This window comes from Parvibaculum sp., from assembly GCF_039973015.1.
In the GTDB taxonomy this organism is placed as follows: Bacteria; Pseudomonadota; Alphaproteobacteria; order Parvibaculales; family Parvibaculaceae; genus Parvibaculum.
This window is the reverse complement of the sequence record NZ_JBDWLT010000008.1, coordinates 645,392-670,993: the sequence shown is the minus strand read 5'-3', so window position 1 is coordinate 670,993 and position 25,602 is coordinate 645,392. Positions and strand designations below refer to the sequence as shown.

The window sequence follows — 25,602 nt, the reverse complement described above, 5'->3', positions numbered from 1 at the left end:
CTGGCCCCCCGGCAAGGCAGGGTGAAGCCTAGCCTTCTTTGCGCTCGGGGGAAACGGCCTGAAATTCGGTGCCGGGCCCGAAACGGGTGCATGGGTTGGCCCTCGGCGCCAGCTATGCAATGCTGCCGCCAAATCACATAACCCCGATCGGGTGTGCGGCGATCTCCTTCGCCGCCATGGCGCATTTTTCACGCGCGCAATCAGCGAAGGGAGCTCCGGCATGGCGGTGGGCGACGAGAAAAGACCGCGTTTTTTTCAGGCGAACACGCCGGTGTTCCTCGGGTCGGCGGGGCTCATTTTTGCGGCTCTTTTCTTCGCGGTGCGCGATCCGGATGATGCTTCCACCATCTTTGCCGCGATTCAGTCATGGATCGTGCATGAAATGGGCTGGTTCTATGTCGCGGCCGTGGCGACGTTTCTCGTCTTTGCCATTGGCATTGCCGCAAGCTCCATGGGCGCAATCAGGCTCGGACCGGACGATTCTGAACCCGACTTCTCAACGACCTCCTGGTTTGCGATGCTGTTCAGCGCAGGCATGGGCATCGGCATCATGTTCTATGGTGTTGCAGAGCCTGTGCTGCATTTCGCGTCCCCGCCGGTGGGAGAAGGCGGCACGGTGGAGGCAGCGCGCAACGCGATGCAGCTTTCCTTTTTCCATTGGGGCCTTCACGCCTGGGCGATCTATGCGGTCATGGGCCTCGCGCTTGCCTACTTCTCTTTCCGTGTCGGCCTGCCGCTTACCGTCCGCTCCGCTCTCTATCCGCTGATCGGTGACCGCATCCATGGCTGGATCGGCCATGTCGTCGATATCTTCGCTGTATTCGGCACCATGTTCGGCGTCGCAACCTCGCTTGGCCTTGGCGTCATGCAGGTCAATGCCGGCCTCAACTATCTCTTCGGCATTGAGCCGGACATAAGCGTGCAGCTCATGCTGATCGCGGGCATAACCCTGCTCGCGACGGTTTCCGTTGTTTCCGGCATCAATGCCGGTATCCGCCGCCTCTCCGAACTCAACCTCGCGCTTGCCGTAACGCTGATGCTTTTCGTGCTTCTGGTCGGGCCGACGGTCTTTCTCCTTCAGGCGACGATGCAGAACACCGGCGCCTATATCAGCGACATTATCGGCAAGACCTTCACGCTTTATGCCTATCAGCCGAATGAATGGATCGGCGGGTGGACCCTCTTCTATTGGGGCTGGTGGATTTCCTGGTCGCCCTTCGTCGGCATGTTCATCGCGCGCATCTCGCGCGGCCGAACCATTCGCGAATTCGTGATCGGTGTGCTGCTTGTGCCGTCGGGCTTCACCTTTCTCTGGTTCACCATCTTCGGCAACACGGCGCTTTCCATGCAGCTTGATGGATCGGCGCAGATGGTCGATGCCGTGCAGGCGGATGTCGCTGTCGCCCTCTTCCAGTTTCTCGGGCATCTTCCCTTCGCCGGCATTTCGATGACTATCGCGACGCTTCTCGTCATCACCTTCTTCGTGACGTCGTCGGATTCCGGCAGCCTCGTCATCGACATCATCACCTCCGGCGGGGAGCCGGAGCCACCCGTCTGGCAGCGTGTGTTCTGGGCGCTGACAGAGGGGCTTGTCGCTGCGATCCTTCTTCTTGCGGGTGGTCTCGCGGCGCTGCAAACAGGCGCCATCGCAAGCGGCTTCCCGCTGGCGGTGATCCTGCTTGTCGTTTGCTACGGTCTCTTCAAGGCGCTTCGCGGTGAAACGAAACGCCAGCAGAGCCTCCAGGCCACGCCTGGTATGGTGGCGGCGCATCCGGCAATTCCCTGGAAGCACAGGCTCGCCGTGCTATTGCACAACCCGACGCGCGAACGGGCTGTCGCCTTCCTGCGCGATACGGTCGCGCCCGCCCTCAAGGAGGTTGCGGAAGAGATCCGGGGGCGCGGCATGTCGGCGGAAGTCGAGGTTGCCGAGCGCGAGGTCACCATCACGGTCACGCATGGTGAAGACGCCTTTGTCTACGGCGTTGCTCTTCGCAGCGTTCCTGTGCCGAGCTTCGCCATGACCGCGCTCGAAGGCGAGCGGGAGGGACCGGATCATACCTGGCGCGCGGAAGTGGCGCTGCGCGAAGGCGGCCAGCGCTACGACATCATGGGTTTCAGCAAGGAGCAGGTGATTGCGGATCTTCTCGGCCAATACGAGCGTCATATGCATTATCTGAACACGCATATGGCGGGCTGAGGCCTCAAAGGTGCGATAAGGCGCCCGCTCCGCTATAAGGTCGGTAACCGGCCAGAATAGCGAGACCATAAAAATGAGCCCGTCCCTCTACACGCTCATAGAAGCGTCCCTTCCCGCAGACCGAACCCGGACCGCAATCGAGGCGCCGGATCGCGCTCGCGGCCCGCGCATATGGTCTTTCGCCGATCTCCTCGCGACGGCCTCGCGCTACGCCGCCTTCTTTTCGCGTCTCGGGCTCGTGCGCGGCGACCGTGTCGCGCTCCAGGTCGAAAAGTCGCCTGAAGCGCTCGCCGCCTATCTTGCCTGCCTGCGCGGAGGGTTTGTCTTTCTGCCGATGAATATCGCCTATCGCGCGGACGAAGTGGACTACCTCATCGGCAATGCCGAGCCTGCGCTCGTCATCTGCGATCCGTCGGTCGAAGCCGCGTTGCGCGGCATATGTGCGCGGCGCAAAACATCTCATCTCTTGACGCTCGACCCCGACGCGGGCGGAAGTTTCATCGACGCGGCGGCGGAAGTGACGGAAGAGGTCGAACCCGCCGAATGCCGTGCCGAGGATCTCGCGGCGATCCTCTACACCTCTGGAACGACGGGCAAACCGAAAGGCGCGATGCTCACGCATGGCAACCTTGCGGCAAACGGTCTTGCGCTCCGCGATGCATGGCGCTTCACGGATGCGGACACGCTGCTTCACGCACTGCCGATCTTCCACGCGCATGGTCTTTTCGTTGCCTGTCATTGCGCGCTTCTTTCCGGCGCAAAGATGATCTGGCTGCGCAAGTTCGACCGCGAGGACGTGATCCGCGAATTGCCGCGCGCGACCGTCTTCATGGGTGTGCCGACCTTCTACACGCGTCTTCTCTCGGGCGATGATTTCTGCCGCGCGCCCGTTTCTCATATGCGTCTCTTCACTTCGGGTTCTGCGCCCCTGCTTGCCGAAACCTTCGAGGAGTTTCGTGCCCGCACCGGCCATGCGATCCTTGAGCGCTATGGCATGACGGAAACAGGCATGAATACCTCGAACCCCTATGAGGGCGAGCGGCGCCCCGGGACGGTCGGCTTTCCGTTGCCGGGCGTCGAGGTGCGCGTCATGAGCGATGAGGGCGCGCTGCTTGCGGCGGGGGAGGTCGGCGGTTTGCAGGTGCGCGGACCGAATGTCTTTCGCGGCTACTGGCGCATGCCGGAAAAATCGGCCGAGGAGTTCACGGAAGAAAGCTGGTTCAAGACGGGCGATGTCGCGATGATCGATGCCGAGGGGTATGTGCATCTCGTCGGCCGTGCAAAAGACCTCATTATCTCCGGCGGTTTCAATGTCTATCCGAAGGAAATCGAGGAGCTGGTCGACGATATGCCCGAAGTGCTTGAATCGGCGATTGTCGGTGTCCCCCACCCGGATTTCGGTGAAGCGGGCGTGGCCGTCGTCGTTTTGCGTCAGGGCCATTTCATCGACGAGGCGGACCTCCTCGCGCGGTTGAAGGACAGGCTCGCAAACTACAAGGTGCCCAAGCGAGCCTTCTTTACCGAAGACCTGCCTCGCAACACGATGGGCAAGGTTCAGAAGAATCTCTTGCGGGATGAATATCGCATGGCCTGCGGCGCAGGCGCCTGAGGGTCAGCCCCGGTCGCTCTCGCGGCGTTTGACCGGCGCCTTGCCGTCCCTGCGGCGGCGGTCCGGCCCTGTGAAGGCGGCGGAGCGAACGGTGGCGCGGGGCCGCGTCAGCACGGTTTCGATCCGGTCGATGAGTTGCTGCGCGGAGAAGGGTTTGGACAGGATTTCCGTCACGCCCGCGTCCCGCGCTTCGATGATGGAGCCGCGTTCGCGCCGGGTCGTCACATAGATCACGGGGATATCGTTGAGATTGCTTTCTTCTGCCGTGCGCACGGCGCGCACCACGGAGAGCCCGTCGAGCGGCGGTTCGAGGTCGTCCATGATCGCGATGTCGACCTTGCCGCGCATGAGGGCGGCCAGCGCATCCTCGCCGGTTCGCGCGCTCACGATGTTCCGTACGCCAAGTCCATTCAGTATGCCACGGAGCATGTTCGCCATATAGAGCGTGTCCTCGACGATCAGCACACCGAGCTGGGCATAGGCCTCGGGCCCGATTTCCTTGCGATTGTTTTCCGCTTCTTGCGACATTGACGACTCTCGGCTTTTTGCTGGGTAGAGCGCCAATATCCGGCAAAGTCTTTAGCGATTGGTTAGTGAACCCCGTCAGAAGCAAGTTTTTCGTCGCTTCCGGTAAAACGGCTTTCCAGCATGCTGCTGATGCCGTGCTCGGTCTTCTCCCAATGGAACGGTTTGGTGATGAGCTGCCAAAGGGCTTTGTAGGCGGCGATGGAAATAAGCAGCCAGTAAAAGGGCATCATCAGCGTTTGCCCCAAAAGCGGAAAAGCCCCCGCGCCGAGACAGCCGCCATCCCCGCGGCGATGGATAGCGAATATCCCGATACAAGGACGAGCGCATTGAAGACGGCAAGCCCGGCATGATTGAAATCGGTGAGCGTGCCGTTCTTTGCAATCGCGAACGCCACCGCCACGTAGAAGAGCGGATGAACGAGGCTCGAAAGGGTGAAGCCGCCGATCAGGAGCTGAAACCCCATAAAGCCCCTGAAGCCGATGGCCCGGTAGAGGCGGACCGGGTGGCGCATCCGGACCAGATAGGTCTGCATCCAGCCCTTGATCCAGCGAGAGCGCTGCCGCACCCAGTTCGGCAGACGGCAATTCGCCTCCTCCTGGGTGGTCGAACGGATCACACCGCAGCGGTAGCCAAGCAGTGCGAGCCGCAGGCCGAGATCGGCATCCTCCGTCACATTGTTCGGGTCCCAGGCACCCGCCTCGCGCAGCAAGGCTGTGCGAAAATGCGTCGAGGTTCCGCCAAGAGGTATCGGCATGCCGAGCCGTACCATGGTGGGCAGTAACAAGTCGAAAAAGGCCGCATATTCGATGGCGAATTGCCGCGTCAGCCAGTTCTCGTTCCAGTTGTAGTAATTGAGCTGCGCCTGAACGCAGGCGAGTTTTTCGTCGCCCTCCCCGAATGCGGCAACGGCCTTTTTGAGCTGCAGAGGCTCGGGCGAATCCTCGGCATCGTAGATCACGAGATAGTCGCCGCGCGCGAAAGGCAGCGCGAAGTTGCATGCCTTCGGCTTGGTGCGCGGCAGGCTGTCCGGTACCACGATGAACTCGAAATGGTCCGGCAGTTTCAGCGCCTTTGCTGCGGCAAGCGTTTCGGGGTCGCTTTCCTCGAAGATAAGCTTGATGTCCAGCTTCGACGCCGGATAGTCGATGTCTCGCAGCGCCTTGGTGAGGATGGGTAAAACCCGCGCCTCGCGGAACAGCGGCACCATCACCGTATAGACCGGAAGTTCGGTATCTTGTGGCGCACCCCGGTTCTCATAGGCCATTTCTTCGCGGCTGGGGGGAGAGGTCAGCCCCACGAAAATCGATGTGTAGCGAAGCCCCGACAGCGCGATAAAGACGAGCCCGAGGGCGATGTTGGCACTGGTGAGGATCGTTGCGGCAAAGCCCGGCAGCATTGCGAGAAGAAGCACGGCGCACACCGCCAGAATACGAACCTGCGTTCGCGTCAGTCGCAGCGCCGCCGAACTTTCCGGCATCTGCCGCACCAGGCCGAAGATCGCCCGGTCGGTCAGCGTGGCCGCGAAATCCCGGGCAAGAGTTTGCCTCAGCCCGCTTTGTGAGGTGACGAAGACGGGGAGATGGCGTCCCTCCCTCGTGGCGATGGCCGCTCTGGCCTTGTCCGGGTTCCCGGCTATGTAGATCGTCTCCCCGGCGCGCCGTTGCCAGGGTATGCAATCCTCTTCGAGGTAGAAATCAAGCGCCTCGGGGTCGGCAAGGGCAGGGTCGCGCGGTTCGTCCCACAGGTCGACGCAGGGCACCCCTCGCTGGCGGCCATAGAGCCGGGCGACATCCGCCGAGCTCATGGCGCCTGTGCTCACCAGTACCTTGCCGAGCGAACCGCCCCAGAGCTTCTGTCTGTCGAGCGCGGACGCGAGCATTTCCGCAGGCAGGAACCCCGCCTCGACGGCCAGTTCGCCAAAAAGGGGTCGCTCGCTTTGGCGGCGCGGTCTCGGGGGGCGGCGAGGCCGCGCGGCCTTCTCCTGCGCGCCCAGTAAAGCGCGCGCTTCATTCGCCTTTTTATCCAATATCCGGCCCCCTCGTTTCTCACGACGACTTGTATTCGCGCGCTGAGATCGCCCTTTTATGGTTAAAGTTTAGGAAGTTGAGGTTTTAACTTTAATAGACACAAAGGCCCAGAAGCCGGGACAGCGGGCATAAACCTTGCTGCGTTCGGGGAAAGCACTGGCTTGTCCCTTCCGGGAACGGGATTGCAGGGCAGGCTTGTGTCATAATGAAACGTCTGTCCGCATGGTATGGGACGGGCGGCATCAAGCGGGCGGGGCCGATGCGGTTTCTTCTCTATGTGAACATGGTAGCGATTGTTCTGCTCGCGGGTGCCCTTGCGCGTCTCTACGAGGGCGAGCCTTTGCCCTGGCTGGAGCAGGGGGAGCGGGGCGCCATCGCTGAGGCGCCTGTCGAGCCGGGCCCGGCGGTAACAGGCCCGGCGGAACCAAATCCGGCGGAGACGCCTGCCGAACCCTCCGCGCCGCTTACCATCGAACAGATGATGGCCCTGCAGCTCCCGCTTCCGAACCCGGCCCGTATGCCTGCGGAACCTGAAGCCGGCGCCGAACCCGAGCCGCCTCGTGAAATCGTTATTCTGACCGAGGGGGCCTATCCGCCCTTCAATTACCGGGACGGCAGCGGTGCTTTGTCGGGCTTCGATGTCGAACTTGCCCGCGCCCTTTGCGAGAATATCGAGGTTCATTGCACCTTTGCGGCGAAGCCTTGGGACCGTCTCGTGCCCGCGCTGGCAGCGGGCGAGGGCGATGCCGTGATCGCCTCGATGCTGATCCCGGCCGCGGGCCGCGAAAGCCCGGCTTCCAGCCCGGGGCTCATCCTGTCGGACAGATATTATTCGACGCCCGGTCATTTCGCCGCGCGCCGGAATGCAGTGCCTCTGGCGGCAACGCCCTCCGCACTCGCAGGCCGGAGCATTGCCGTGCAGGCGGGTTCAATTCATCAGGCCTATGTCTCGATGCGCTTCCCCGATGCGAAGCTTGAAATCTTTCCCTCGCTCGAGGCGGCGCAGCAGGCGCTGGCCGAAGGCAAGGCCCATCTCCTTTTTGGCGACAGGAACATGCTGCTCCGCTGGAGCGCGTCGCCGGACGGTGCTTGCTGCCGCCTTGTCGGACCGGCCTATGGAGACGCCGCCTATTTCGGGAAGGGCGCCGCCATTGTGCTGCGTAAGGGGGATGAAAAACTGCGTGACGATTTCAACGTCGCGCTCGCGGCGCTGATTGCCGACGGCACCTATGCGCGTATCAGCTCCGGCTATTTTTCCGGCAGCATCTACTGAGCATTTGCCGGAAGATCAGTTCTCGGCTTCCGCCGCCATAAGGTCGCGCGGCCGGCCGAAAAAGACCGTGCGGCCTTCGCCCTCCGCAATGTCGGCCCACCGGTCGATGTCGAACTCGAAGACAATGAAGCCCCCTGTCGGCACGCCATGCGCGACGCGCAGCGCCGTCTCGTCTTCCGGGTCTTCGGCCAGCGCCATCGCAAGCAGAACGAGCCCCGGATTGTGCCCGACAAGAAGCAGCGTTTCGGCATCGTCGGACGCGCGATGTATTTCTTCGAGCATCGCGTCGGGCATCGCGTGATAAAGTTCGTCGCGATAGGTAATGGGGACGTCCTTGCCGAGCGCCTTGCAGAGCGGGGAACAGGTTGCGGTTGCGCGTGCGGCGGTCGAGCAGAGCACGGCGTCCGGGCGATAGGGCGAACTTGCGATATATTCCGCCATGAAGTCGGCGGCTTTCGCGCCGCGTGTATTCAGCGGGCGGTCGAAATCGTCCTTCGCCGGGTCTCCCCAGTCAGACTTCGCATGGCGCAAAAAACAAAGACGTTTCATATCGTTCGCTCCCGGCGGGGAGTATCGTCTGGATTCGCGCTGCCCCAAAATGGATTCATCAGGCTCCAGCCAAGCCCCTGCGGCGCAGGTGCTGGATATTCCGCAAGGCCGAGCCGCATGCTCTCCTGGCCCTCGCGCGGTTCCGCCCGGTAGGTGCCGGAAAGCCGGTCCCAGAACGAAAGATTGAACCCGAAATTCATGTCATGTTCGTCACGATGGATGGAGTGGTGAACGCGGTGCATGTCCGGTGTCACGATGATGCGGCGCAGCCACCGGTCGGTGCTGGGCCCGATCCTTAAATTCGAATGATTGAACATGGCCGCCGCGTTCAGCACCACCTCGAACAGGATCACGGCCCCGGCAGGCGCGCCGAGAAGGGCCACCGCCGCCATCTTGATCGCCATGCTGATGAGTATCTCCACCGGGTGAAAGCGGATGCCCGTCGTTGCGTCGACATCCGTATCCGCGTGGTGAACGCGGTGCAGCCGCCAGAGAAGCCCGTATTTGTGAAAGGCGACATGCTGCGCATAGACGAGCAGGTCGAGTGCAAAGAAGGACAGCACGAAGGCGGCAATTTCAGGTGTGCCCACCCAATGGAAAAGGCCGAAGCCCTCCCGCTCCGCAAGCGTTGCCACACCTACCGCCAGCAGCGGTACGGCAATGCGCAAGACGAGTGTGCCTGCTCCCGCCAGGGCCACATTCGTCACCCAGCGGTGCAGCCTTGGCCCGGTCCGTCCGCGCCGGGGCAGGGCGACCTCAAGCAGCGCCATCAGGGCCAGCACACCGCCAAAGGCGGCGAGCCTGAGCGTGGGCTCGTGAAGCGTAAGGAAAGCGGACATGTTTGCCTTGTTTTCGTGAACCTGAACTATAGCGGCGCCGGCCCCCGAATAAAAAGGGGCAGAAAAAGGGACCGGAAAGGCGGCGGCGAAAAAAGAACGCACAAGAAACGGCCTTCTGGCGCATTCATGCGCTAGAATGGCTGAATGGTGAAACGAAGGATGGACGAAGAGGGCGGCGGAATGCGTGGGTGGCTTCGTCTCTGCATTTGCACGGTGTCTCTCGCGGCAGCGACGGGAACCGCTTTTGCGCAGGAAATGACGCCTCACGCAGGCGCGCATCTCGATGGCGTCGCAGCCGAAGCCGCCGCCGGTGCCGACGCGATGCGCGATAATGTACGCGGCGACGAAACCTTCCTCGGCACCTATAGCTGCGTTTCGCCTTCCGCGACGGACGGCAAGGCACCCATCGTCTGTCACGGGCGCATCAGCCCTGTCCTGCCTGAATTCTATTTCAGACTCTTCTGGCATCTCGACGAGTTCGGCGACCGTGTCATCGGCAAGGTCGAAATTCGTCATGAGGGAGAGATCGAGCCATCGCAGGTCATTGCCGATGCCGGATCTCACGCCGCTGAAATGATTCCGAATAACGGCTTTGAACTGATCGACGTCAATTTCGACGGCTATCATGATCTGCGTCTGATCGCCGAAGGAACGGCAGGTCCGAACGTCCTCTATCGCAACTGGCTCTGGCAGCCGGAGGACGAGCGTTTCGCCGCCAACGAGGCGCTCGATGAAATCGCCTCGCCCGATTTCGATCCCGATACGCAGGAGCTCGTCAGCCGCTGGCGGTCGAGCGCGGCTGAAGGCGGTGTGGACATCTACAATTGGGAAGAGGGCATGCCCGTTCTCATTCATCGCGAGACGGACAGATATGCCGGGCCGTCGAACTGCACCCGCATTTTCTACGACCGGATAGACAGCGAACTTCGCGAAACCGGAACAGGAGCCTACGATTGATCCGCCGATCCTGAATATTCAGAGCGGCATATGTCTGGCGCGCGCGCCCCGTTCGATGGCGGCCGCCAAAAGCTTGTCGATCTCCAGCGTATCGCGCAGCAATTGAAGCAGCCGCAATTCCTCCGCGCCGACGAATTCATCCGCCGCGGCGATCTCGACGGCGAGCGCATAGCCCGTCTCGCGCAGCCGCACAGGCAGCGCGTCCTTCACAAGACCGAACACCGCGTCGAGCCCGCCATCCTCCTGCAGGATCGAAGCGCATTCGCGCGCCGCCGGGATGAGCTTTTCCTCATGAAAATCGCGGAAGGCGGGCAGCGTCTTCACGATGGTGCCGATATCCCTGAGCTCATTGTCGCTCATGGCGCGGTCCACCGCGCTCATCGTCACCATGATGTAGATCAGGGCATGTTCGGGAGAGATCGTGGACATGTTTCTTCCTTGCTCGATTTCGCGGGAGCTTAGGGGCTGCTTTTGGCGGGTGCAAGCGGCGGCGTTTCGGTCCCGAGAAAGCGCCTGGTCTCGGCGATGGCCTCGGCAAGCCCCACGCGGTGCACGGTGACCCCCGGCGGAAAGCCGGTGGTCAGCCGCGTCGGCAGGCGTGAATCGAGCGCGATGAAAACGCCGCGGTCGCTCGCCCGCCGGATCAGGCGGCCAAAAGCCTGTTTGAGCCTCAGCCGCGTGATCATGTCGTCGTAGCGTGCCTTGCCGAATTGCTCGCGCCGCGCCTTGTGCAGAATGTCGGGGCGCGGCCAGGGCACACGGTCGAACACGATCATCCGAAGCGAGTCGCCGGGCACGTCCACGCCGTCGCGCACGGCGTCCGTGCCGAGCAGGCATGCATTGCGCTCCGCACGGAAAATATCGACAAGCGTGCCTGTGTCGAGCGCGTCGATATGCTGTGCATAAAGCGACAGCCCTTCTTCTTCCAGCGGCGTCACGATCCGCTCATGCACCTGACGAAGCCGGTGGATAGCGGTGAACAGGCCGAGCGCCCCGCCGCCTGCAGCGCGAAAGAGTTCGCGATAGGCCGATGCGATCTGGTTCATGTCGTTCCGGCTCACATCGCGCACCACGAAAATGCGCGCCTGATTTTCATAGTCGAAGGGCGAGGCCATGAAGGCGCGCTCCGCGGGCAGCGCGAGGTGCGATGCGCCGGTGCGAATTTCCGCGCTCTCCCATCCGCCGCCTGCGTCTTCCTCGCCTTCTTCCGGCTCGGGCAGTTCGTCGCGCAGCGTCGCCGAGGTGATGAGAACACCATGCGCAGGTTCGAGAACCGCGCCCGCGAAAGGCACGGTCGGATCGCGCCAGTGCCGGTGCATGCCGACATCGGCCTCCCGGCCGAACATCCGCTCGATGGAGAACCAGTCGACGAACATGTCCGGCGGTGTCGCATTCAGGCTCGAAAGCATGCTCCGCCATGCGGGCAGAAGGAGACGGGCGCGCCGGTCGAGCCCGCGCGCCGCCGCGTCCATGCGGATACGCGTCGATGTGTCGAGATCCTCGGCCTCGTCGTCGAGCCTCGCGCGTAATCGGTCCGCGATGAGTTGCAGCGGTGCGGCAAGCCGCTTCAGCGCATTGTCGAGCTCTGCCGCTGCTTCCGGCAGGCCGGTGACGGGAGGCGCCGTTTCGGCTTCGAGAGAGAAGGGCGTGTCGGCATCTTCCGTGTGCGCATGCACCTGCTGGCGCACCAGCGCGAGAAAGGTCTCCGCCGCGCCGCGCGGCTGCCCCTCGTTGAGGCGTGTGCCCCAGCCGGGCCCCGGCAGTGCCGCCGCCGCCGACAGCGCCGCCTGCAGTGCTTCTTCTGCGAGATTGTCTTCGCCGAAAAGGTCGCCCACGCGCTCGTCCAGCCCGCGCCCGCGCCGCCCGCGCTGTCCTTCCGCTCCCCTGATCCAGCGCCGAAGCTCGGCCGTTTCAAGCGCCGAAAGCGAAGCGGAAAAGGCGCTGTCCGCCGCGTCGAAAATATGGTGCCCCTCATCGAAGACGAAACGCGAGCGCGCCTCGCGCCCGCTCGGTTCTTCGTCTTCCGCATTGCCCGCCGTTTCCGTATCCCTCGGCATCGCTTGCGCGACCGGCCCCATCGCCTGATCGAGGGCCGCCTGCCGCATGACGAGCGCATGGTTGGCAACCACGATCTCCGCGCGCCGCGCCTTGCGGATCGCCCGTTCAATGAAACATTTCTTGTAATAGGGGCAGGCCGTATAGACGCATTCGCCGCGCCGGTCGGTCAGTCCGATGCGTCCCGTTGCGCGGCTGAGCCGCGCCGCGAGCCATGCCGGAAAATCGCCGCCCACCATGTCGCCGTCACGGCTTGCCTTCGCCCATCTGGCAACAAGGCCGACCGCGACGGCCCCGCCGCCAATGGCCGCCCGGTCCGCCGTCTCCGCGAAATTGAGCAGGCAGAGATAGTTCTCGCGGCCCTTGCGGATCACGGCTTTCTCCGCCTTTTCTTCCGGGTCGGGATAGAGCCGCGTCAGCTCCTGGTCGAGCTGGCGCTGCAGGTTCTTCGTATAGGTCGATATCCAGACCGTACCCTTGTTGCGCTCGGCCCACAGGCTTGCGGGCGCGATATAACCGATCGTCTTGCCGATGCCGGTTCCCGCTTCCGCCAGCACGACATTGGGCGCACCCGCCGCCTCGCGCGGCGCAAAGGCATGGGCGGCAAGACCCGCGAACGCCACCTGTCCCGGCCGTGCTTCCGCATCTGCGCCCGCGAGAAGCGCAAGCCGCTCCCTTGCTTCTCCCTCGCTCACCGGCATCGAGCCCGCAGGCGGGCGCGGGCCGCGCTCTTCCCATTCCGGCAACTCGTTCCATATGTCGAAGCCGCGTGCGCCGGGCGGCTTGCCCTCGCGGTCCAGCGCATCGCGAAGCGCCGCGACGACGCCCGGCCCCCAGGCCCAGCCCCCTTCGGCCATCCGATAGGCGGTGCGGGCTGCGGAGGGGCGGTCGGGATAGGAGGGCTGCTGGAGGGCGGTGAGCATCTGCGCCGCCGCGCGGTGCAGCATCAGCGCATGGTCTTCCGGGCTCTCGCCCGCATCGAGCCCGAGCGCACGGGCAAGCCCGGCCACTGTCGGCAGGCAGGGAAGGGCGGGATGCACGAAGGCGAAGAGTTCCATCAGGTCGAAAACCTGCGGCCCCGGATCGCGGAAATTGCGGCCTCTGGCGATCCGCCTTGCCGTGAAGCCCGCATGGACGAGCATGACGGGCTCGGTTGCGATCCGTTTCAGGGCTTGCTCGCTCGTCAGTTCCTCGATCTCGCCTTGCGCGCTGACGCAAACAGCGCCCCCCGCCGCCCCGCGTGCGGGCACGATGGCCGCCGCCTCGGGCAGGAAGGGGCCTTCTCCTCGCGGAAAGGTCGAATCGGGGGGAAGATGTTCAGGCATTGGAGGAGATCATGCCCGGATAGGGTCGCAATGCAATTCTATCCGGGCATGGAAATCCGGTTCGTTGCCTGTCGAAGTTCCTAGGCCGCGAGGCTCGGATAGGCCTTGGCGAGCGCGCGCCAGGTTGCGGTGATCTTCTGCTGCAAGCGGGGTACCGCGCCGAGCGCCGCATCGGGCTCGCCCTGCGATAGGGCGGTCTCGATGTCGGAGGCCACCCGCGCCACGGCGCTCAGCCCGATATCCGAGGCCGCCGCCTTGAGGTCGACGGCATGGCGGCGCAGCGCATCATCGTCCCGCACCGTCCGCGCCCGTTCGATTTCGCGGTGAATTTCGAGAATACGGTCGAGCCCCGCCACCAGATGGTCGGTTATGTGATGCCCGCCGACGCGAAGTTCGAGCGCATAGAGATGGTCGTGGTCGATCAGCCGCTCGGGCCGCGTTTCCCGCGCCGGCCGCGATTCCGCCCTCAGCGAAACGAAATAGTCGATGGCTTCGCCGGGTTCGAGCGGCAGCAGGAACCAGAACGAGCTTCCTTGTCCCGGTGTACTGTCGACGCCGATATGCCCGCCCATCATGCGGATGAGCCGGTCGCTGATCGGCAGGCCGAGACCCGCCCCCGCCGCCTTTCCGGCAAAGCGGAAATCGCGGGCATCGGCGCCCTGCGTGAAGGCTTCGAAAAGCCGTTTCTGCGCGTCTTGCGAAAGTCCCGGGCCCGTATCCGTCACCGAGAAACGAAGTACCGTTTCCCCGCTTGGCACTTTCAGCGGCGCGACCCGCAGCACCACGCCACCCTGATAGGTGAATTTGATCGCGTTGTTGACGAGGTTCATCAGCACTTGCCGCACGCGGTCCGGGTCGGCGTTCATCTGCGTTGGCGTTTCGGGCGAGGCGTCGAGTTCGAGCGAAAGACCCCGGTCGACGGCCTGATGCCGCGTCACGCGGACAATGCCGGCCGCAAGTTCCACCGGGTTGAAGCTGCGCGGCTTCAGCTCCAGCGAATGCGCCTCGATTTCCGAAAAATCGAGCATGTCGTCAACGAGCCGCCGGAGAAGCTGGCTCGTTTCCTCGATGGAGGCGGCAATCTTGAACTGCGCTTCGGTGGTCGCCTCGTCGGCGAGGTACTTTGCCATGTTGCGAAGTCCGTCCAGCGGTCCGCGTACCTCATGGCTGATGATGTCGAGAAATTCCTGTTTTGCCTGCGCGGCCGCAAGGGCCCGCGTCTCTGCGTCTTCGGCGTCGCGCCGTCTTTGCTCCGTCGCGGCATGGGCGCGCGCCATGCGCTCCACGAGGTCTGCATTCTCGAAGCGCAGCCGGAAGGCGTCGCGGTAACCTTCGTTGATCCGCCTTGTCCAGCCCAGAACGGTGGCAAAGAACATCGCGGCCAGCAGCACCGTCGCAATGGAGAGCATGTCCGCGCGCCACAGCAACAGCGCGGCGGCCGGAAGTGCGGCGGAGAGTGAGTAGCCGATGACGGCGGGAAGGTGGTTCGCTCGGCTGATCGCCGTTGCCATGATGAGGACGGCCAGCACCAGCATGTAGAAGATTTCATGGGCGAAGCTTGAGCCCGGCAGCCAGAGAAGTGCGCCCACACCCCATGTCGATCCGCTGATGATCGTCACGAGGGCGTAGCGATCTGCCCATTTCCGTGCGTTGAGCGTGGCGTTGGGATCGGCGCGAAAGCCGGCGCGCACCTGGTCGAACAGGAATTGTGCAATGAGCTGGATCGAGGCGACCACGGCGATCGACCAGATTGGCGCCGTCTCGTAAAAGGCTGCGCCGACCACGATGAGGCCGCCGAAGATGGTGAAGCGGCTTGCCTCGCCAAGCGACAACAGCAGTTTCACCTGCTCCGCATCGATGCGGGTTTCGACGGGAAGGGTGCGCCGGATTGGCCCGACAGCCGGGGCTTCTTCCTGCGCCGGTTCCCGGGTCGCGTCGGGGCTGTCCGGACGGCTGTTCGTCACTGTTTTGTTCTCCGGGCGTATTGCCACTAAACGCTACAACATGGCTTCCCGGAAGGACGTCCGTTCGCCATTCAAGGCTTGCCTGGCGTCCCTCATGCGGGCTGGTGCGCCGCATTGACTGGGGGAGGGGCAGAGCATAGGGTCCGCCCGCTTGACAAAGCATTAAGCCTTTCTCCAGGAACATTAGATGTCCTCCGAACCCGCCGCCATAGCTCCGTCCGAACTTCTTGAAGCTGCCCGTGTCAGCAAGGCATGGCCCTTCGAGGAGGCGCGAAAACTGGTGGCGCGGCTGGAGAAGGAAGGCAGCGAGCGCACGATCCTCTTTGAAACCGGCTACGGCCCCTCCGGCTTGCCCCATATCGGCACGTTTGGCGAAGTTGCGCGCACGACAATGGTGCGCCGCGCCTTCGAGTGCCTGATGCCAGGCGTTCCCACGCGGCTTCTCTGTTTCTCCGACGACATGGACGGGATGCGCAAGATCCCGGACAACGTGCCGGATCGCAGCTTCCTCGAACCTTATCTGCACATGCCGCTGACGTCGGTCCCGGACCCGTTCACGAACGAATATCCTTCGTTCGGACATCACAACAACGCGATGCTGCGGCGTTTCCTTGATACCTTCGGCTTCGAATACGAATTCGCCAGCGCGACCGACTACTACAAGTCAGGCCGCCTGGACCCGATCCTCAAGCGCGTTGCCGAGCGTTACGATGCAATCATGGCGATCATGCTGCCGACGCTTGGGCCGGAACGGCGCGCGACCTATTCGCCCTTCCTGCCGATCTCGCCCAGGACCGGGCGCGTGCTCTATGTGCCGATCAAGAAGGTCAATGCCGAGGACGCGACCATCACCTTCGATGACGAGGATGGCGAAGAAACCACGCTGCCCGTTACCGGCGGTCATGTGAAGCTTCAGTGGAAGCCGGATTTCGGTGCCCGCTGGGCCGCACTCGGTGTCGATTTCGAAATGTTCGGCAAGGATCACGGGCCGAACATGGGCGTCTATGATGCCATCTGCAAGGCGCTGGGCGGGCGCCCGCCCGAGCACTTCGTCTACGAGCTTTTCCTCGATGAAAACGGCGAGAAGATATCGAAGTCCAAGGGCAACGGGCTCACCATCGACGAGTGGCTGACCTATGCGCCGACCGAAAGTCTCGCGCTCTATATGTTCCAGCGTCCGCGTCAGGCAAAAAAGCTCTATTTCGACGTCATCCCGCGCGCCGTTGATGAGTATTACCAGCACCTCGCGGCCTATCCGCGCCAGGACACGAAGGAGCGGCTGGGTAATCCCGTCTGGCATATTCACGGTGGCAATCCGCCGGCAATCGAACTGCCGGTTTCCTTTGCGCTGCTTCTCAATCTCGTCAGCGCCTCCAACGCGCATGACAAGGACGTGCTTTGGGGCTTCATCTCGCGCCACGCGCCGGATGTAACGCCGCAGAGCCATCCCGAGCTCGATCGTCTCGTGACATATGCGATCCGCTACTTCGATGATTTCGTGAAGCCGGCAAAGGTCTTTCGCGCGCCGGACGAAGTCGAGGCGGAGGCGCTTCAGACCTTGTCCGAGAAGCTGGAGACGCTCGCGGCGGACGCCGATAGCACGGATATCCAGAACGCCGTTCTCGATGTTGCGCGTGAGATCGAGCGCTATCAGGATCATTCGAAGAAGAGCCCCGAAGGTGGCCCCGGCGTCTCCGTTGCCTTCTTCCAGATGATTTATCAGGTGCTGATCGGTCAGGAGCGCGGGCCCCGCTTCGGCTCGTTCGTTGCGCTCTACGGAATCGAAAACACGCGCAGGCTGATCGCCCGCGCCCTTGCAGGCGAAGACCTCTCCAAATCCTGACAAAGCCGGTGCCGCCCGGCATTCGGCATTGCTCATGCCCGCTGTATGACCCAACATGGCGCGCGGCCGGTGCTGGCCGGTCAGGGAGTATGCGCAAGGTGTTGGGTGGTTTCGGGCGCGGGATTGCCCTGTTTCTCGTTTTGCTTTTTACGTTCTCGCCCGCTCATGCGGCGGAGCCGAACCTTGCCGCGGCGCAATCCGAATTCAATGCAGGCAATTTCGCGTCGGCTGCCGTGCTCGCGCGAAAGCTCCGCACTGCGAAGGGCGATGCGCTCGCGTCCCGCGCGGAGGCGGTGCGCGGCGAGTTCATGGCGGAGGGCGAAGAGCGCCTGCGCCGTTTTCAGATTGCGCTTGCCGATGGCCGCCGCGCCCTGTCCCGCGACCCGGCCTTGCCTGAAGCCCATCTCGCTATTGCCGTCGCCCTCGGTCTCGTCGCGCGCAGCGAAGGCGGCGTAAAGGCGCATTTCGAAGGCCTCGGCACGCAGGCCCGCGCGCATATCGGCGAAGCGCTGGCTCTCGATGAGGGCAACGCCTGGGCCCATGCCGCGCTGGGCGGCTGGCATCTCGAAATCGTCTATGAAGGCGGGCTGCTCGGCGCGGCGGTCTACGGCGCATCCTTTGCCGCCGGTATTGCGGCCTATGAACGCGCGCTGGAACTTGATCCCGGCAATGTCTCCATCGCCTGGCAATATGCCTTCCAGCTTTCAGGTTTCGATGGCGTGGAAAACCGTGCCCGCGCGGCGGAATTGCTGGCGGATATGCTTGCCCGCCCGCCCGGCGATGCATTGGAGGAAATTCTCTGCCGTTCGGCGGAGCATTTGCAGCAGGCCCTGGAGAAGAATGACAAGGCGGAAGCTGCCCGCATCGTCAGCGAAGGGCTGGGCCGCCGCGCACCGCCGGCATCTCCCGCCTCGCGGAACCGTACGCGCTGATCCTGCATTTGCGGACGACTGTGCCGGTCACTGGCTCGCCCAGATGATCCGCGCCATCCACACGATATCCTGCATATCGAACACCCGGTCTTCATAGGCCGGGTTGAACGATCTGAGTTCCAGGCGGTTTGCGGTCTTCCGCGCCAGCACCTTCACCATCACCTCGTCCTTCGTGGTCTTCACGACCACGCGGTCGCCGCGTCTTATGTCGGCGGCGGGCGAAACGACGATGATGTCGCCCTCGCGGTAGAAGGGCTCCATGCTGTCTCCGCTCACCTCCAGCGCATAGGCGTGTTCGTCCTTGAAGTCGGGGAAGGCGACCTCCTCCCAGCCAGCGCCTGCCGGAAAGCCTGCATCGTCGAAATAGCCGCCGCGCCCGGCCTGCGCGAGGCCGATCAGGGGCACATTTTTCTGCGCTCTCCCCGGGCTTTCGTCATTGGTGACGAGCGAGAGGAAAGCGTCGAGCGACGAGCCCGTCGCGTCGAGCACGCGCGCAAGGCTTTCCGTGTTCGGCCAGCGCGGCCGCCCCGCCGCTGTCACGCGCTTCGACTTGTTGAAGGTCGTGGGGTCGAGCCCGGCCGCCTTGGCGAGGCCCGAGGCCGTCAGCCCATGCCGCGCGGCCAGCGCGTCGATCGCCGCCCAGAGGCGGTTATGCGAGAGTGAGCGGGGCATGGAACTGCTGCATGAGGCTGATTGAATTCCTGTCTTCCGTCGGGGAAGCAGAGAATGCCACAAGCTCCGCCCTTTGGCACAGCCGAAAAGCGGAGTTTATTCCCATCTTTGCGCCCCTCTCTCCGGCTCCACGCCTTCCTGCCCGTCTTGTCGCCCGCTTGGGCCCTCGCTAAAGTGCCGCGACTTTCCGCCTTCCAGCCCGATTTCCAGAAAGGACTGCCATGCCGCCGCCCGCCGGCCTCGTCTACAAGATCGTGAGCGAACATGAATGGGCCGCGGCCGAGGCGGAAGGCCGCTTCATCGGCTCCCCGGTCGATCTCGACGACGGCTTCATCCATTTCTCGACGGCGGAACAGGCGGCGGAAACGGCTTCGCGCCATTTCTCCGGCCGCAAGGGCCTGCTCCTTGTTGCGGTCGATACGGGCGCGCTTGGCGAGGCGCTCAAATGGGAGCCATCGCGCGGCGGTGCGCTCTTTCCCCATCTCTATGATGTGCTCTCGCTTGAGGCCGTCCGCGGCGTCGATCCGCTGCCCCTGAACGAGGACGGCGAACACATTTTCCCGGCTCACGTCACCGGCAAGGCGGAAGGCTGAGCATGGACCTCTTTCCGCTCGCCCGCCCGTTCATGAGCCTGCTCGATCCCGAGACAGCGCACCGCCTGACGATCCGCGCGCTGCGGCTTGGATTAGGCCCCCGCCAGGATGAGCCCGATCCCGCTTCCCTCGCCATCGATCTTTTCGGCCTTCATTTCGAAAACCCGCTCGGCATCGCCGCCGGCTTCGACAAGAACGGCGAAGTGCCCGATGCCATGCTTGCGATGGGCATGGGGTTTGCCGAAGCCGGCACGGTAACCCCCCGGCCTCAGCCCGGCAATCCGCGCCCCCGCGTCTTTCGTTTGCCGCTCCACCGCGCGGTCATCAATCGCCTCGGCTTCAACAATGAGGGCCACGAGGCATTGCACAAGCGCCTCGCCGCCCGCCGCAAGGGGGCATACCCGCGCACCGGCATCGTCGGCGTCAATATCGGTGCGAACAAGGATTCGGCGGACCGCATCGCCGACTACGAAGAGGGCATTCGCGCCTTTGACGGGCTCGCCTCCTATTTCACGGTCAACATCTCCTCGCCCAACACGCCCGGCCTGCGCGCGCTTCAGGGCAAGGACGAGCTTGCCGAACTTGTCTCGCGCGTCCTCGCCGCGCGCCGCACGAGGCGTGTCAGGCCGACCCCCGTTCTCCTCAAGATCGCGCCCGACCTCGCTGACGAGGAGTTGGCCGACATCGCGGAAGTCGCTCTCGAACAGGGCCTTGACGGGCTCATCGTTTCCAACACGACGATTGCGCGCGAAGGGCTCGTCTCCGGTCTCCATGCGCATGAGACGGGCGGCCTTTCCGGCGCACCGCTTTTCACCATGTCGACGGAAGTGCTGCGCGAGATGTACCGCCTCACGCAGGGCCGCCTTCCGATTGTCGGTGTGGGTGGCATCGGTTCGGGCGACGATGCCTATCTGAAGATCCGCGCGGGCGCTTCGCTCGTACAGCTTTATTCCGCGCTCACCTATGATGGCCCCGCGCTTGTCGCCCGCATCAAGCGCGACCTCGCCGCGCATCTCGCGGCAGACGGTTTCGCGCATCTGAAAGATGCCGTCGGCGCGGATGTGAAGCTCTAATATTCGGAGGAAATCGATGCCACGCCCCACCATCTATCACAACCCGCGCTGCTCCAAGTCGCGCGCCACGCTTGCGCTTCTCGAAGAGCGCGGTCTCGATCCGCTGATCGTCGATTACCTGAAGGCGCCGCCCAGCGCCGCGGAGCTTCAGGACATTCTGAAGAAACTGAAGATGGCGCCGCGCGATCTCATGCGCAAAGGCGAGACTGTCTACAAGGAGTTGGGCCTTGCCGATGAAGGCCTGACGGATGAAAAGCTCATTCGCGCGATGACGGAAAACCCGATCCTGATCGAGCGCCCCATCGTGGTGTCGGGCGCGAAGGCGAAGATCGGCCGCCCGCCCGAAAGCGTGCTCGACATCCTCTAGACGTCAGGCAAGCCCGCGCCTCAGCCGCGGAAAATAAAAACCGAGCGAGAGCGCCCGCGTCAGGTTGAAGCCTGCCAGCGCCGCCCATAGCCCGTGATTGCCATAGGGCAGGAAGAGCCACCACAGCACGAGAAACATCGCGCTGGAGGCGAGCGCCGCGTTCCGCATTTCGCTGCTCCGCGTCGCGCCGATAAAGATGCCGTCGAGCTGGTAGCACCAGACCGAAAGCACCGGCAGCATCGCCGCCCAGAAAAGATAGATGCGCCCGCCCGCCCGCACTTCCGCATCGATGGTCAGAAAGTCGATGGCCGCACCGCCAAAGACAAAGATCGCAAGCGTGAGGAGAAGCGATATGCCTCCCGCCCAGAGCGTCGAGAGTTTTGCCGCAAGGTCGAAGGACATCCGGTCGAGCGCGCCCGTCGCCTTGCCCACAAGCGTCTCGGCGGAAAGCGCGAAGCCGTCGAGGAAAAAGGCGCTCACCGTCACGAATTGCAGCAGGATCGAATTGACGGCGAGCGTCACCGTCCCCGCCTCCGCGCTCTTCGCCGTGAACCAGGCGAAGGAGAGCAGCAGCACGATGGTGCGGATCATGATGTCACGATTGACGGCGATGGTGCGCGCCAGCCGCGCCGCGTCGAGAAGCCGCGCGCGCGTCCACACACCCGGGTGGAGCCTGAGCACGCGGCTTGCAATGGCAAGCCCGGCAAGCGCCGCCGTCACTTCCGCGATCAGCGTCCCCGCCGCGATGCCCTGGACGCCCCAGCCGAGCCCCAGCGCGAACAGCACGTCGAGCGCAATGTTCACCGTATTGAGCACCACCTGAAGCACAAGCGCGAGCCCCGCCCGCTCAAGCCCGATGAACCAGCCCGTCAGCGCATAATTGGCCAGCGCGAAAGGCGCGCTCCATATGCGGATGTCGTAATAGACATGCGCGAGCGCCTCCACCTCTTCGCCCCCGTCGAGCAGTCCGAAGGCGATGGCGCGGATCGGCCATTGCAGCGCGATGAGGCCCACGCCGATGGCGCCCGCGATGAGCAGCGCGCGCCCCAGCGCCGCGCGGATTTCCTCGCCGTCCTCCGCGCCCGCCGCCTGCGCGGTCAGCCCCGTTGTTCCCATGCGCAAGAAGCCGAAGGTCCAGTAGACCATGGTGAAGATGAGCGCGCCGAGCGCCACCGCGCCGATATATTTCGGATCGCCCATCCGCCCCATGACGGCGGTGTCCGCGAGCCCCAGCAGCGGCGTCGAGATATTTGAAATGACGATGGGCAGTGCGATGGCGAGCACCGCGCGATGCGTCACCCTCGGCCGCGCTCCGGCTCCCGCCCCCGCCGTCATGCGATGGCTCACGATGCGGCGGCGTCGTCCACCGCCTGCAACAGGAAGTGCCCATGCGCCGCCGCGATGGGCCGCGAGCGGTCGTCCTGCCAGGCTTCCGCGCGCACCGTCGCGACGCGCCGTCCCTGCTTGGTGATTTCCGCGCGGCCATAGGTATCCACCGGCTTGCCCGAGCGCAGATAGTCGATGGTGAGCCCGATGGGTTTGGGCAATACGACCTTGCCGTTCCCCGCCCCGGCGAACTCGAAGGCAAGTTGCGCAACCGCCGTCGTTTCGAGAAAGGCGCCGATTGTGCCGCCGTGAAGCGCTGGCAATACCGGATTGCCGATAAGCTGTTGCGAGAAGTGCAGCACCGTCGTGATCTCGTTGCCGCGCTGGTCGACCGTGATGCCGAGAAAGCGCGCATAGGGGATCGCCTGCACCAGCGCATTGACGTCGAAACCTGTCTTTGCGTCGCTCATGCACCGTTCTCCTTCTTCTGTCCGAGAATCTTCAGGGCTTCCGCCGCTGCTTCCGGTGTCATGGGCATGGGCTGTGCGCGGTTCGCCGCCAGCATGAAAGTGCCGACGCAGGTGGCGATCGGGTCTTCCTCGTCCGTGTGATAGGCCGTGCCGCGCACGAAGGCGATGTTCTTCGTCACCTTGTAGCAATGGGTATGCGCCATGAGGTCGAGCTTCGGTGTCGCGGGCTTCATGTAGTCGATGCGCAGATCGAGCGTCGCAATGGACATGCGTTCGGGCAGCGCAAGCTGCACCGCGATCCCGCAGGCATTGTCGAGCAGGGAGGTGATGACGCCGCCGTGAATGACGCCCGTCTCCGGGTTGCCGATCAGCTTTTCCGCATAGGGAACGGAAAGCCAGGCTTCGCCGCGCTTCGCGTCTTCCACCATGAGGCCGATGGCCTTGGCATGCGGCACATGCTCGACAAGCACGTCCTTCATTATTTTGAGGTGTTCGGGAGAAAAATCTGCGTCACTCATTCACTTGCCTCTCGGGTCCGCCGTCCGCTGTTCTAATTGCGCCTTGGGGGAGAGGGAAGTCAACAGGCAGCTTACGTTGCGTCTCCGCACTTTTCGTGCCTGCTCGCGCCGCTCCCGCCGCGCATTCTGGACCTTGCCCGGTTCTGTCCTGTAGCTTTCCCCTATTGAAATTTCATATCGGAGCAGAAGTCATGCCGGAACAAACCGCGCCGGGTTCCCCGCGCGCCATGCCCAAAGCCTGCATTATCGGTGCGGGCTGCAGCGGGTTTTCCACCGCCAAGGCGCTTCAGGATCGCGGCATCCCCTTCGACATTTTCGAAATGTCGGACACCATCGGCGGCAACTGGGCCTACAAGAACAAGAACGGCATGTCGGCCTGCTACGAGTCGCTGCATATCGACACCTCGAAATACCGGATGCAGTTCGACGATTTTCCGATCCCGGACGATTTCCCGGACTTCCCGCATCACTCGCAGGTGCTGCAATATTTCAACGACTATGTGGATCATTTCGGCTTGCGCGAAAAGATCAGCTTCAACACGGCGGTCACGCATTGCGAGCGCACACCCGAAGGTCTCTGGCGCGTCACGATAGACCGCTCCGGCGCAGGCGGACCTTCGTCGCAAACGCATGTCTATGACGCGCTCTTCGTCTGCAACGGTCATCACTGGAGCCCGCGCTGGCCCACGCCCGCCTTCCCCGGCGAGTTCGATGGCGTGCAGATGCATGCGCACTCCTATCTCACGCCCTTCGAGCCCACCGACATGCGCGGCAAGAACATCGTCGTCGTCGGCATGGGCAACAGCGCGATGGATATCGCCTCCGAGCTTTCCCAGCGCCCCATCGCGAAGAACCTCTGGGTCTCCGCGCGCCGTGGCGTCTACATCTTCCCGAAATATATTGGCGGGCGTGTGGCCGACAAGGCCTCCGCGCCGCACTGGATGCCATTGCCCCTGCAGCGCTGGCTGGCGGCCAAGGCGCTGAAGCGCGCCGTTGGCAATATGGAGGATTACGGCCTCCCCAAGCCCGACCACAAGCCGCTTGAGGCGCATCCCTCCGTATCGGGAGAATTTCTCACCCGCGTCGGCTGCGGCGACATAAGGATGAAGCCCAATATCGAGCGTTTCGAGGGCGGCAGGATCCGCTTCGCCGATGGTTCGACGGAGGATGTCGATGTCGTCGTCTATGCGACGGGCTACAATGTGGAATTCCCCTTCCTCGACAGATCGCTCATCGAGGTGAAGGACAATCACCTGCCGCTCTTCAAGCGCGTGATGAAGCCCGGCATCCCGAATCTCTTTTTCATGGCGCTGGCGCAGCCGCTTCCCACGCTCACCAACTTCGCCGAGCAGCAGGCACGCTGGCTCGCGGCCTATCTCGCGGGCGATTATGCGCTGCCCGCCAAAGAGGAAATGGAACGTGTGATCGCGGCCGACGAGCACCGCTTCATCGGTCATTTCTATGACAGCCCGCGCCACAAGATGCAGGTAGATTTCAACATCTACTGCCACGACCTCAAAAAGGAGTGGAAGAAGGGCGAGAAGCGTGCGAAAGCGGCGGGCAGTCCGCTTCCTGTGCCGCCCCGGGCGTCGTCCGCGCTGGGGCAGGCGGCGGAATAGGGATAACCATATGAAATAAAATGGTTTTCGGCTCCCGGAAACCACCCCCCGAAAGTTGACGATTGTCGTCATTCGAGTAGGTTGGGATATGATGTGTGAATCAGGGCGCGGCCGGCGGAGCGGGGCAGCATCGCCGGCCCGGTCCCCGGAGGGAAGATGAGCGACAGTAAAACCCCGTCAGGGGCAGGCGGTGCCGTGTGAGTACCGATCTCGAAGACGCGCCTGCACCGGCGAGGAAACTCGGTAAGCGCGAACAGACGAAGCAGAACAATCGCGAGGCCATTCTGGAAGCCGCGAAGGTCGTCTTTGCCGATATGGGCTATGGCGCCACCTCCGTGCGCGACATCATCCGCAAGACGGGGCTCGCCTCGGGCACCTTCTACAACTACTTCAAGAGCAAGGAAGAGGTCTTCGAGGCGCTCATGGACGAGGGTATGCGCCGCATCCGTCCGCGCCTGCGTGCCGAGCGTATTCGTTCGCGCACCTTCGAGGATTTCATCCGCAACGCCTATCGCACCTATTTCGATTATCTCGCCACCGACCGCGATACCTTCCAGGTGATCCGCCGCAACCCGAACACCGTTCGTGTGCGCATGGACACGCCGGAAATGATCGCGGGCTTCGAGGAAATCCGCGAATATATCGAGGAAGACATTCGCAACGGCACATTGCCGGATGTGGACGCGGAATATCTCATGGCGGCGGTCGTTGGCATCGCGATGGAGCTTGGCGACCGCATGTTGCGCCGCCCGGAAATGAACGCCGAGGAAGCATGCGCTTTCGCAACCGCGCTTGTTCTTGGCGGTCTCGGCGCCCTGCCGCACAAGGGCGGCAAATAGCCTCCTCGCGGAAAACGAAGGAAAGAA

The 25,602-nt window shown here is 63.4% G+C and carries 23 protein-coding genes; 11 read left to right on the top strand and 12 right to left on the bottom strand.

All coding sequences use genetic code 11. The annotated features are described in order from the left end of the window. Positions 1-220 precede the first annotated feature (220 nt). Both betT and ABJO61_RS09315 read left to right on the top strand, forming a co-directional pair. Complete coding sequence (betT, locus tag ABJO61_RS09320; protein WP_348324041.1) at positions 221-2,197, top strand: choline BCCT transporter BetT; 1,977 nt, start codon at positions 221-223, stop codon at positions 2,195-2,197. Between the two features lie 73 nt (positions 2,198-2,270). Next, positions 2,271-3,806, top strand: coding sequence for a malonyl-CoA synthase (locus tag ABJO61_RS09315; RefSeq protein ID WP_348324043.1), 1,536 nt, complete (start codon positions 2,271-2,273; stop codon positions 3,804-3,806). Between the two features lie 3 nt (positions 3,807-3,809). On the opposite strand, the gene ABJO61_RS09310 is transcribed toward ABJO61_RS09315, so the two are convergent. From ABJO61_RS09310 to ABJO61_RS09300, 3 genes are all read right to left on the bottom strand, one after another. After that, a complete protein-coding gene (locus ABJO61_RS09310) occupies positions 3,810-4,334 on the bottom strand; it encodes a response regulator (protein ID WP_348324045.1) in 525 nt (174 codons plus the stop codon). 62 nt (positions 4,335-4,396) lie between these two features. Beyond that, a complete protein-coding gene (locus tag ABJO61_RS09305; protein WP_348324047.1) occupies positions 4,397-4,564 on the bottom strand; it encodes a hypothetical protein in 168 nt (55 codons plus the stop codon). Continuing rightward, positions 4,564-6,360, bottom strand: coding sequence for a glycosyltransferase family 2 protein (locus ABJO61_RS09300; RefSeq protein ID WP_348324049.1), 1,797 nt, complete (start codon positions 6,358-6,360; stop codon positions 4,564-4,566). Before ABJO61_RS09300 ends, ABJO61_RS09305 begins: the two co-directional genes overlap by 1 nt. Before the next feature lie 206 nt (positions 6,361-6,566). Between ABJO61_RS09300 and ABJO61_RS09295 the strand changes: the two genes are divergently transcribed. Beyond that, positions 6,567-7,634, top strand: a complete 1,068-nt coding sequence (locus tag ABJO61_RS09295; protein ID WP_348324051.1) for a transporter substrate-binding domain-containing protein — start codon at positions 6,567-6,569, stop codon at positions 7,632-7,634. Between the two features lie 15 nt (positions 7,635-7,649). Here ABJO61_RS09295 and ABJO61_RS09290 read toward each other — a convergent pair whose 3' ends face one another. Beyond that, positions 7,650-8,183, bottom strand: a complete 534-nt coding sequence (locus tag ABJO61_RS09290) for a histidine phosphatase family protein (RefSeq protein WP_348324053.1) — start codon at positions 8,181-8,183, stop codon at positions 7,650-7,652. After that, entirely contained in the window at positions 8,180-9,022 is an 843-nt protein-coding gene (locus ABJO61_RS09285) for a sterol desaturase family protein (RefSeq protein ID WP_348324055.1), read from the bottom strand. The genes ABJO61_RS09290 and ABJO61_RS09285 overlap by 4 nt, the downstream gene beginning before the upstream one ends. 180 nt (positions 9,023-9,202) lie before the next feature. Between ABJO61_RS09285 and ABJO61_RS09280 the strand changes: the two genes are divergently transcribed. Beyond that, positions 9,203-9,979 (top strand): hypothetical protein, encoded by a 777-nt coding sequence (locus tag ABJO61_RS09280; protein ID WP_348324057.1) that lies wholly within the window; start codon positions 9,203-9,205, stop codon positions 9,977-9,979. 18 nt (positions 9,980-9,997) lie between these two features. Here the strand turns inward: ABJO61_RS09280 and ABJO61_RS09275 are convergent, their stop codons facing one another. The 3 genes from ABJO61_RS09275 to ABJO61_RS09265 form a co-directional block, all read right to left on the bottom strand. Further along, the gene (locus tag ABJO61_RS09275) at positions 9,998-10,408 is read right to left on the bottom strand and encodes a tellurite resistance TerB family protein (protein WP_348324059.1); all 411 of its coding nucleotides are present in this window, start codon (positions 10,406-10,408) and stop codon (positions 9,998-10,000) included. A 29-nt stretch (positions 10,409-10,437) separates the two neighbouring features. Continuing rightward, positions 10,438-13,359 (bottom strand): ATP-dependent DNA helicase, encoded by a 2,922-nt coding sequence (locus tag ABJO61_RS09270; protein ID WP_348324061.1) that lies wholly within the window; start codon positions 13,357-13,359, stop codon positions 10,438-10,440. Between the two features lie 80 nt (positions 13,360-13,439). Then, complete coding sequence (locus tag ABJO61_RS09265; protein ID WP_348324063.1) at positions 13,440-15,323, bottom strand: ATP-binding protein; 1,884 nt, start codon at positions 15,321-15,323, stop codon at positions 13,440-13,442. Positions 15,324-15,510: 187 nt separating this feature from the next. Between ABJO61_RS09265 and ABJO61_RS09260 the strand changes: the two genes are divergently transcribed. Continuing rightward, complete coding sequence (locus tag ABJO61_RS09260) at positions 15,511-17,166, top strand: lysine--tRNA ligase (RefSeq protein WP_348324065.1); 1,656 nt, start codon at positions 15,511-15,513, stop codon at positions 17,164-17,166. A gap of 89 nt (positions 17,167-17,255) precedes the next feature. Continuing rightward, the gene (locus ABJO61_RS09255; protein WP_348324067.1) at positions 17,256-18,098 is read left to right on the top strand and encodes a hypothetical protein; all 843 of its coding nucleotides are present in this window, start codon (positions 17,256-17,258) and stop codon (positions 18,096-18,098) included. A 27-nt stretch (positions 18,099-18,125) separates the two neighbouring features. Here ABJO61_RS09255 and ABJO61_RS09250 read toward each other — a convergent pair whose 3' ends face one another. Beyond that, positions 18,126-18,770: a helix-turn-helix transcriptional regulator gene (locus tag ABJO61_RS09250; protein ID WP_348324069.1), complete on the bottom strand. Its 645-nt coding sequence runs from the start codon at positions 18,768-18,770 to the stop codon at positions 18,126-18,128. Positions 18,771-18,991: 221 nt separating this feature from the next. Between ABJO61_RS09250 and ABJO61_RS09245 the strand changes: the two genes are divergently transcribed. From ABJO61_RS09245 to arsC, 3 genes are read left to right on the top strand one after another with little or no spacing between them, the layout of a single operon-like run. Then, a complete protein-coding gene (locus ABJO61_RS09245) occupies positions 18,992-19,363 on the top strand; it encodes a DUF952 domain-containing protein (protein ID WP_348324071.1) in 372 nt (123 codons plus the stop codon). A 2-nt stretch (positions 19,364-19,365) separates the two neighbouring features. After that, complete coding sequence (locus tag ABJO61_RS09240) at positions 19,366-20,436, top strand: quinone-dependent dihydroorotate dehydrogenase (protein WP_348324073.1); 1,071 nt, start codon at positions 19,366-19,368, stop codon at positions 20,434-20,436. Between the two features lie 16 nt (positions 20,437-20,452). Beyond that, on the top strand, positions 20,453-20,803 hold the full coding sequence (arsC, locus tag ABJO61_RS09235; RefSeq protein ID WP_348324075.1) for an arsenate reductase (glutaredoxin): 351 nt from the start codon (positions 20,453-20,455) through the stop codon (positions 20,801-20,803). 3 nt (positions 20,804-20,806) lie between these two features. Here arsC and ABJO61_RS09230 read toward each other — a convergent pair whose 3' ends face one another. The 3 genes from ABJO61_RS09230 to ABJO61_RS09220 are packed head-to-tail and all read right to left on the bottom strand — an operon-like array spanning position 20,807 to position 23,117. Continuing rightward, positions 20,807-22,102: an MATE family efflux transporter gene (locus ABJO61_RS09230; RefSeq protein ID WP_348324077.1), complete on the bottom strand. Its 1,296-nt coding sequence runs from the start codon at positions 22,100-22,102 to the stop codon at positions 20,807-20,809. 44 nt (positions 22,103-22,146) lie between these two features. Then, complete coding sequence (locus ABJO61_RS09225) at positions 22,147-22,599, bottom strand: PaaI family thioesterase (protein ID WP_348324079.1); 453 nt, start codon at positions 22,597-22,599, stop codon at positions 22,147-22,149. Then, positions 22,596-23,117, bottom strand: coding sequence for a PaaI family thioesterase (locus tag ABJO61_RS09220; protein ID WP_348324081.1), 522 nt, complete (start codon positions 23,115-23,117; stop codon positions 22,596-22,598). The genes ABJO61_RS09225 and ABJO61_RS09220 overlap by 4 nt, the downstream gene beginning before the upstream one ends. A gap of 191 nt (positions 23,118-23,308) precedes the next feature. Between ABJO61_RS09220 and ABJO61_RS09215 the strand changes: the two genes are divergently transcribed. Next, positions 23,309-24,736: an NAD(P)-binding domain-containing protein gene (locus tag ABJO61_RS09215; RefSeq protein ID WP_348324083.1), complete on the top strand. Its 1,428-nt coding sequence runs from the start codon at positions 23,309-23,311 to the stop codon at positions 24,734-24,736. Between the two features lie 197 nt (positions 24,737-24,933). Continuing rightward, entirely contained in the window at positions 24,934-25,575 is a 642-nt protein-coding gene (locus ABJO61_RS09210) for a TetR/AcrR family transcriptional regulator (protein WP_348324085.1), read from the top strand. Positions 25,576-25,602 lie beyond the last annotated feature (27 nt).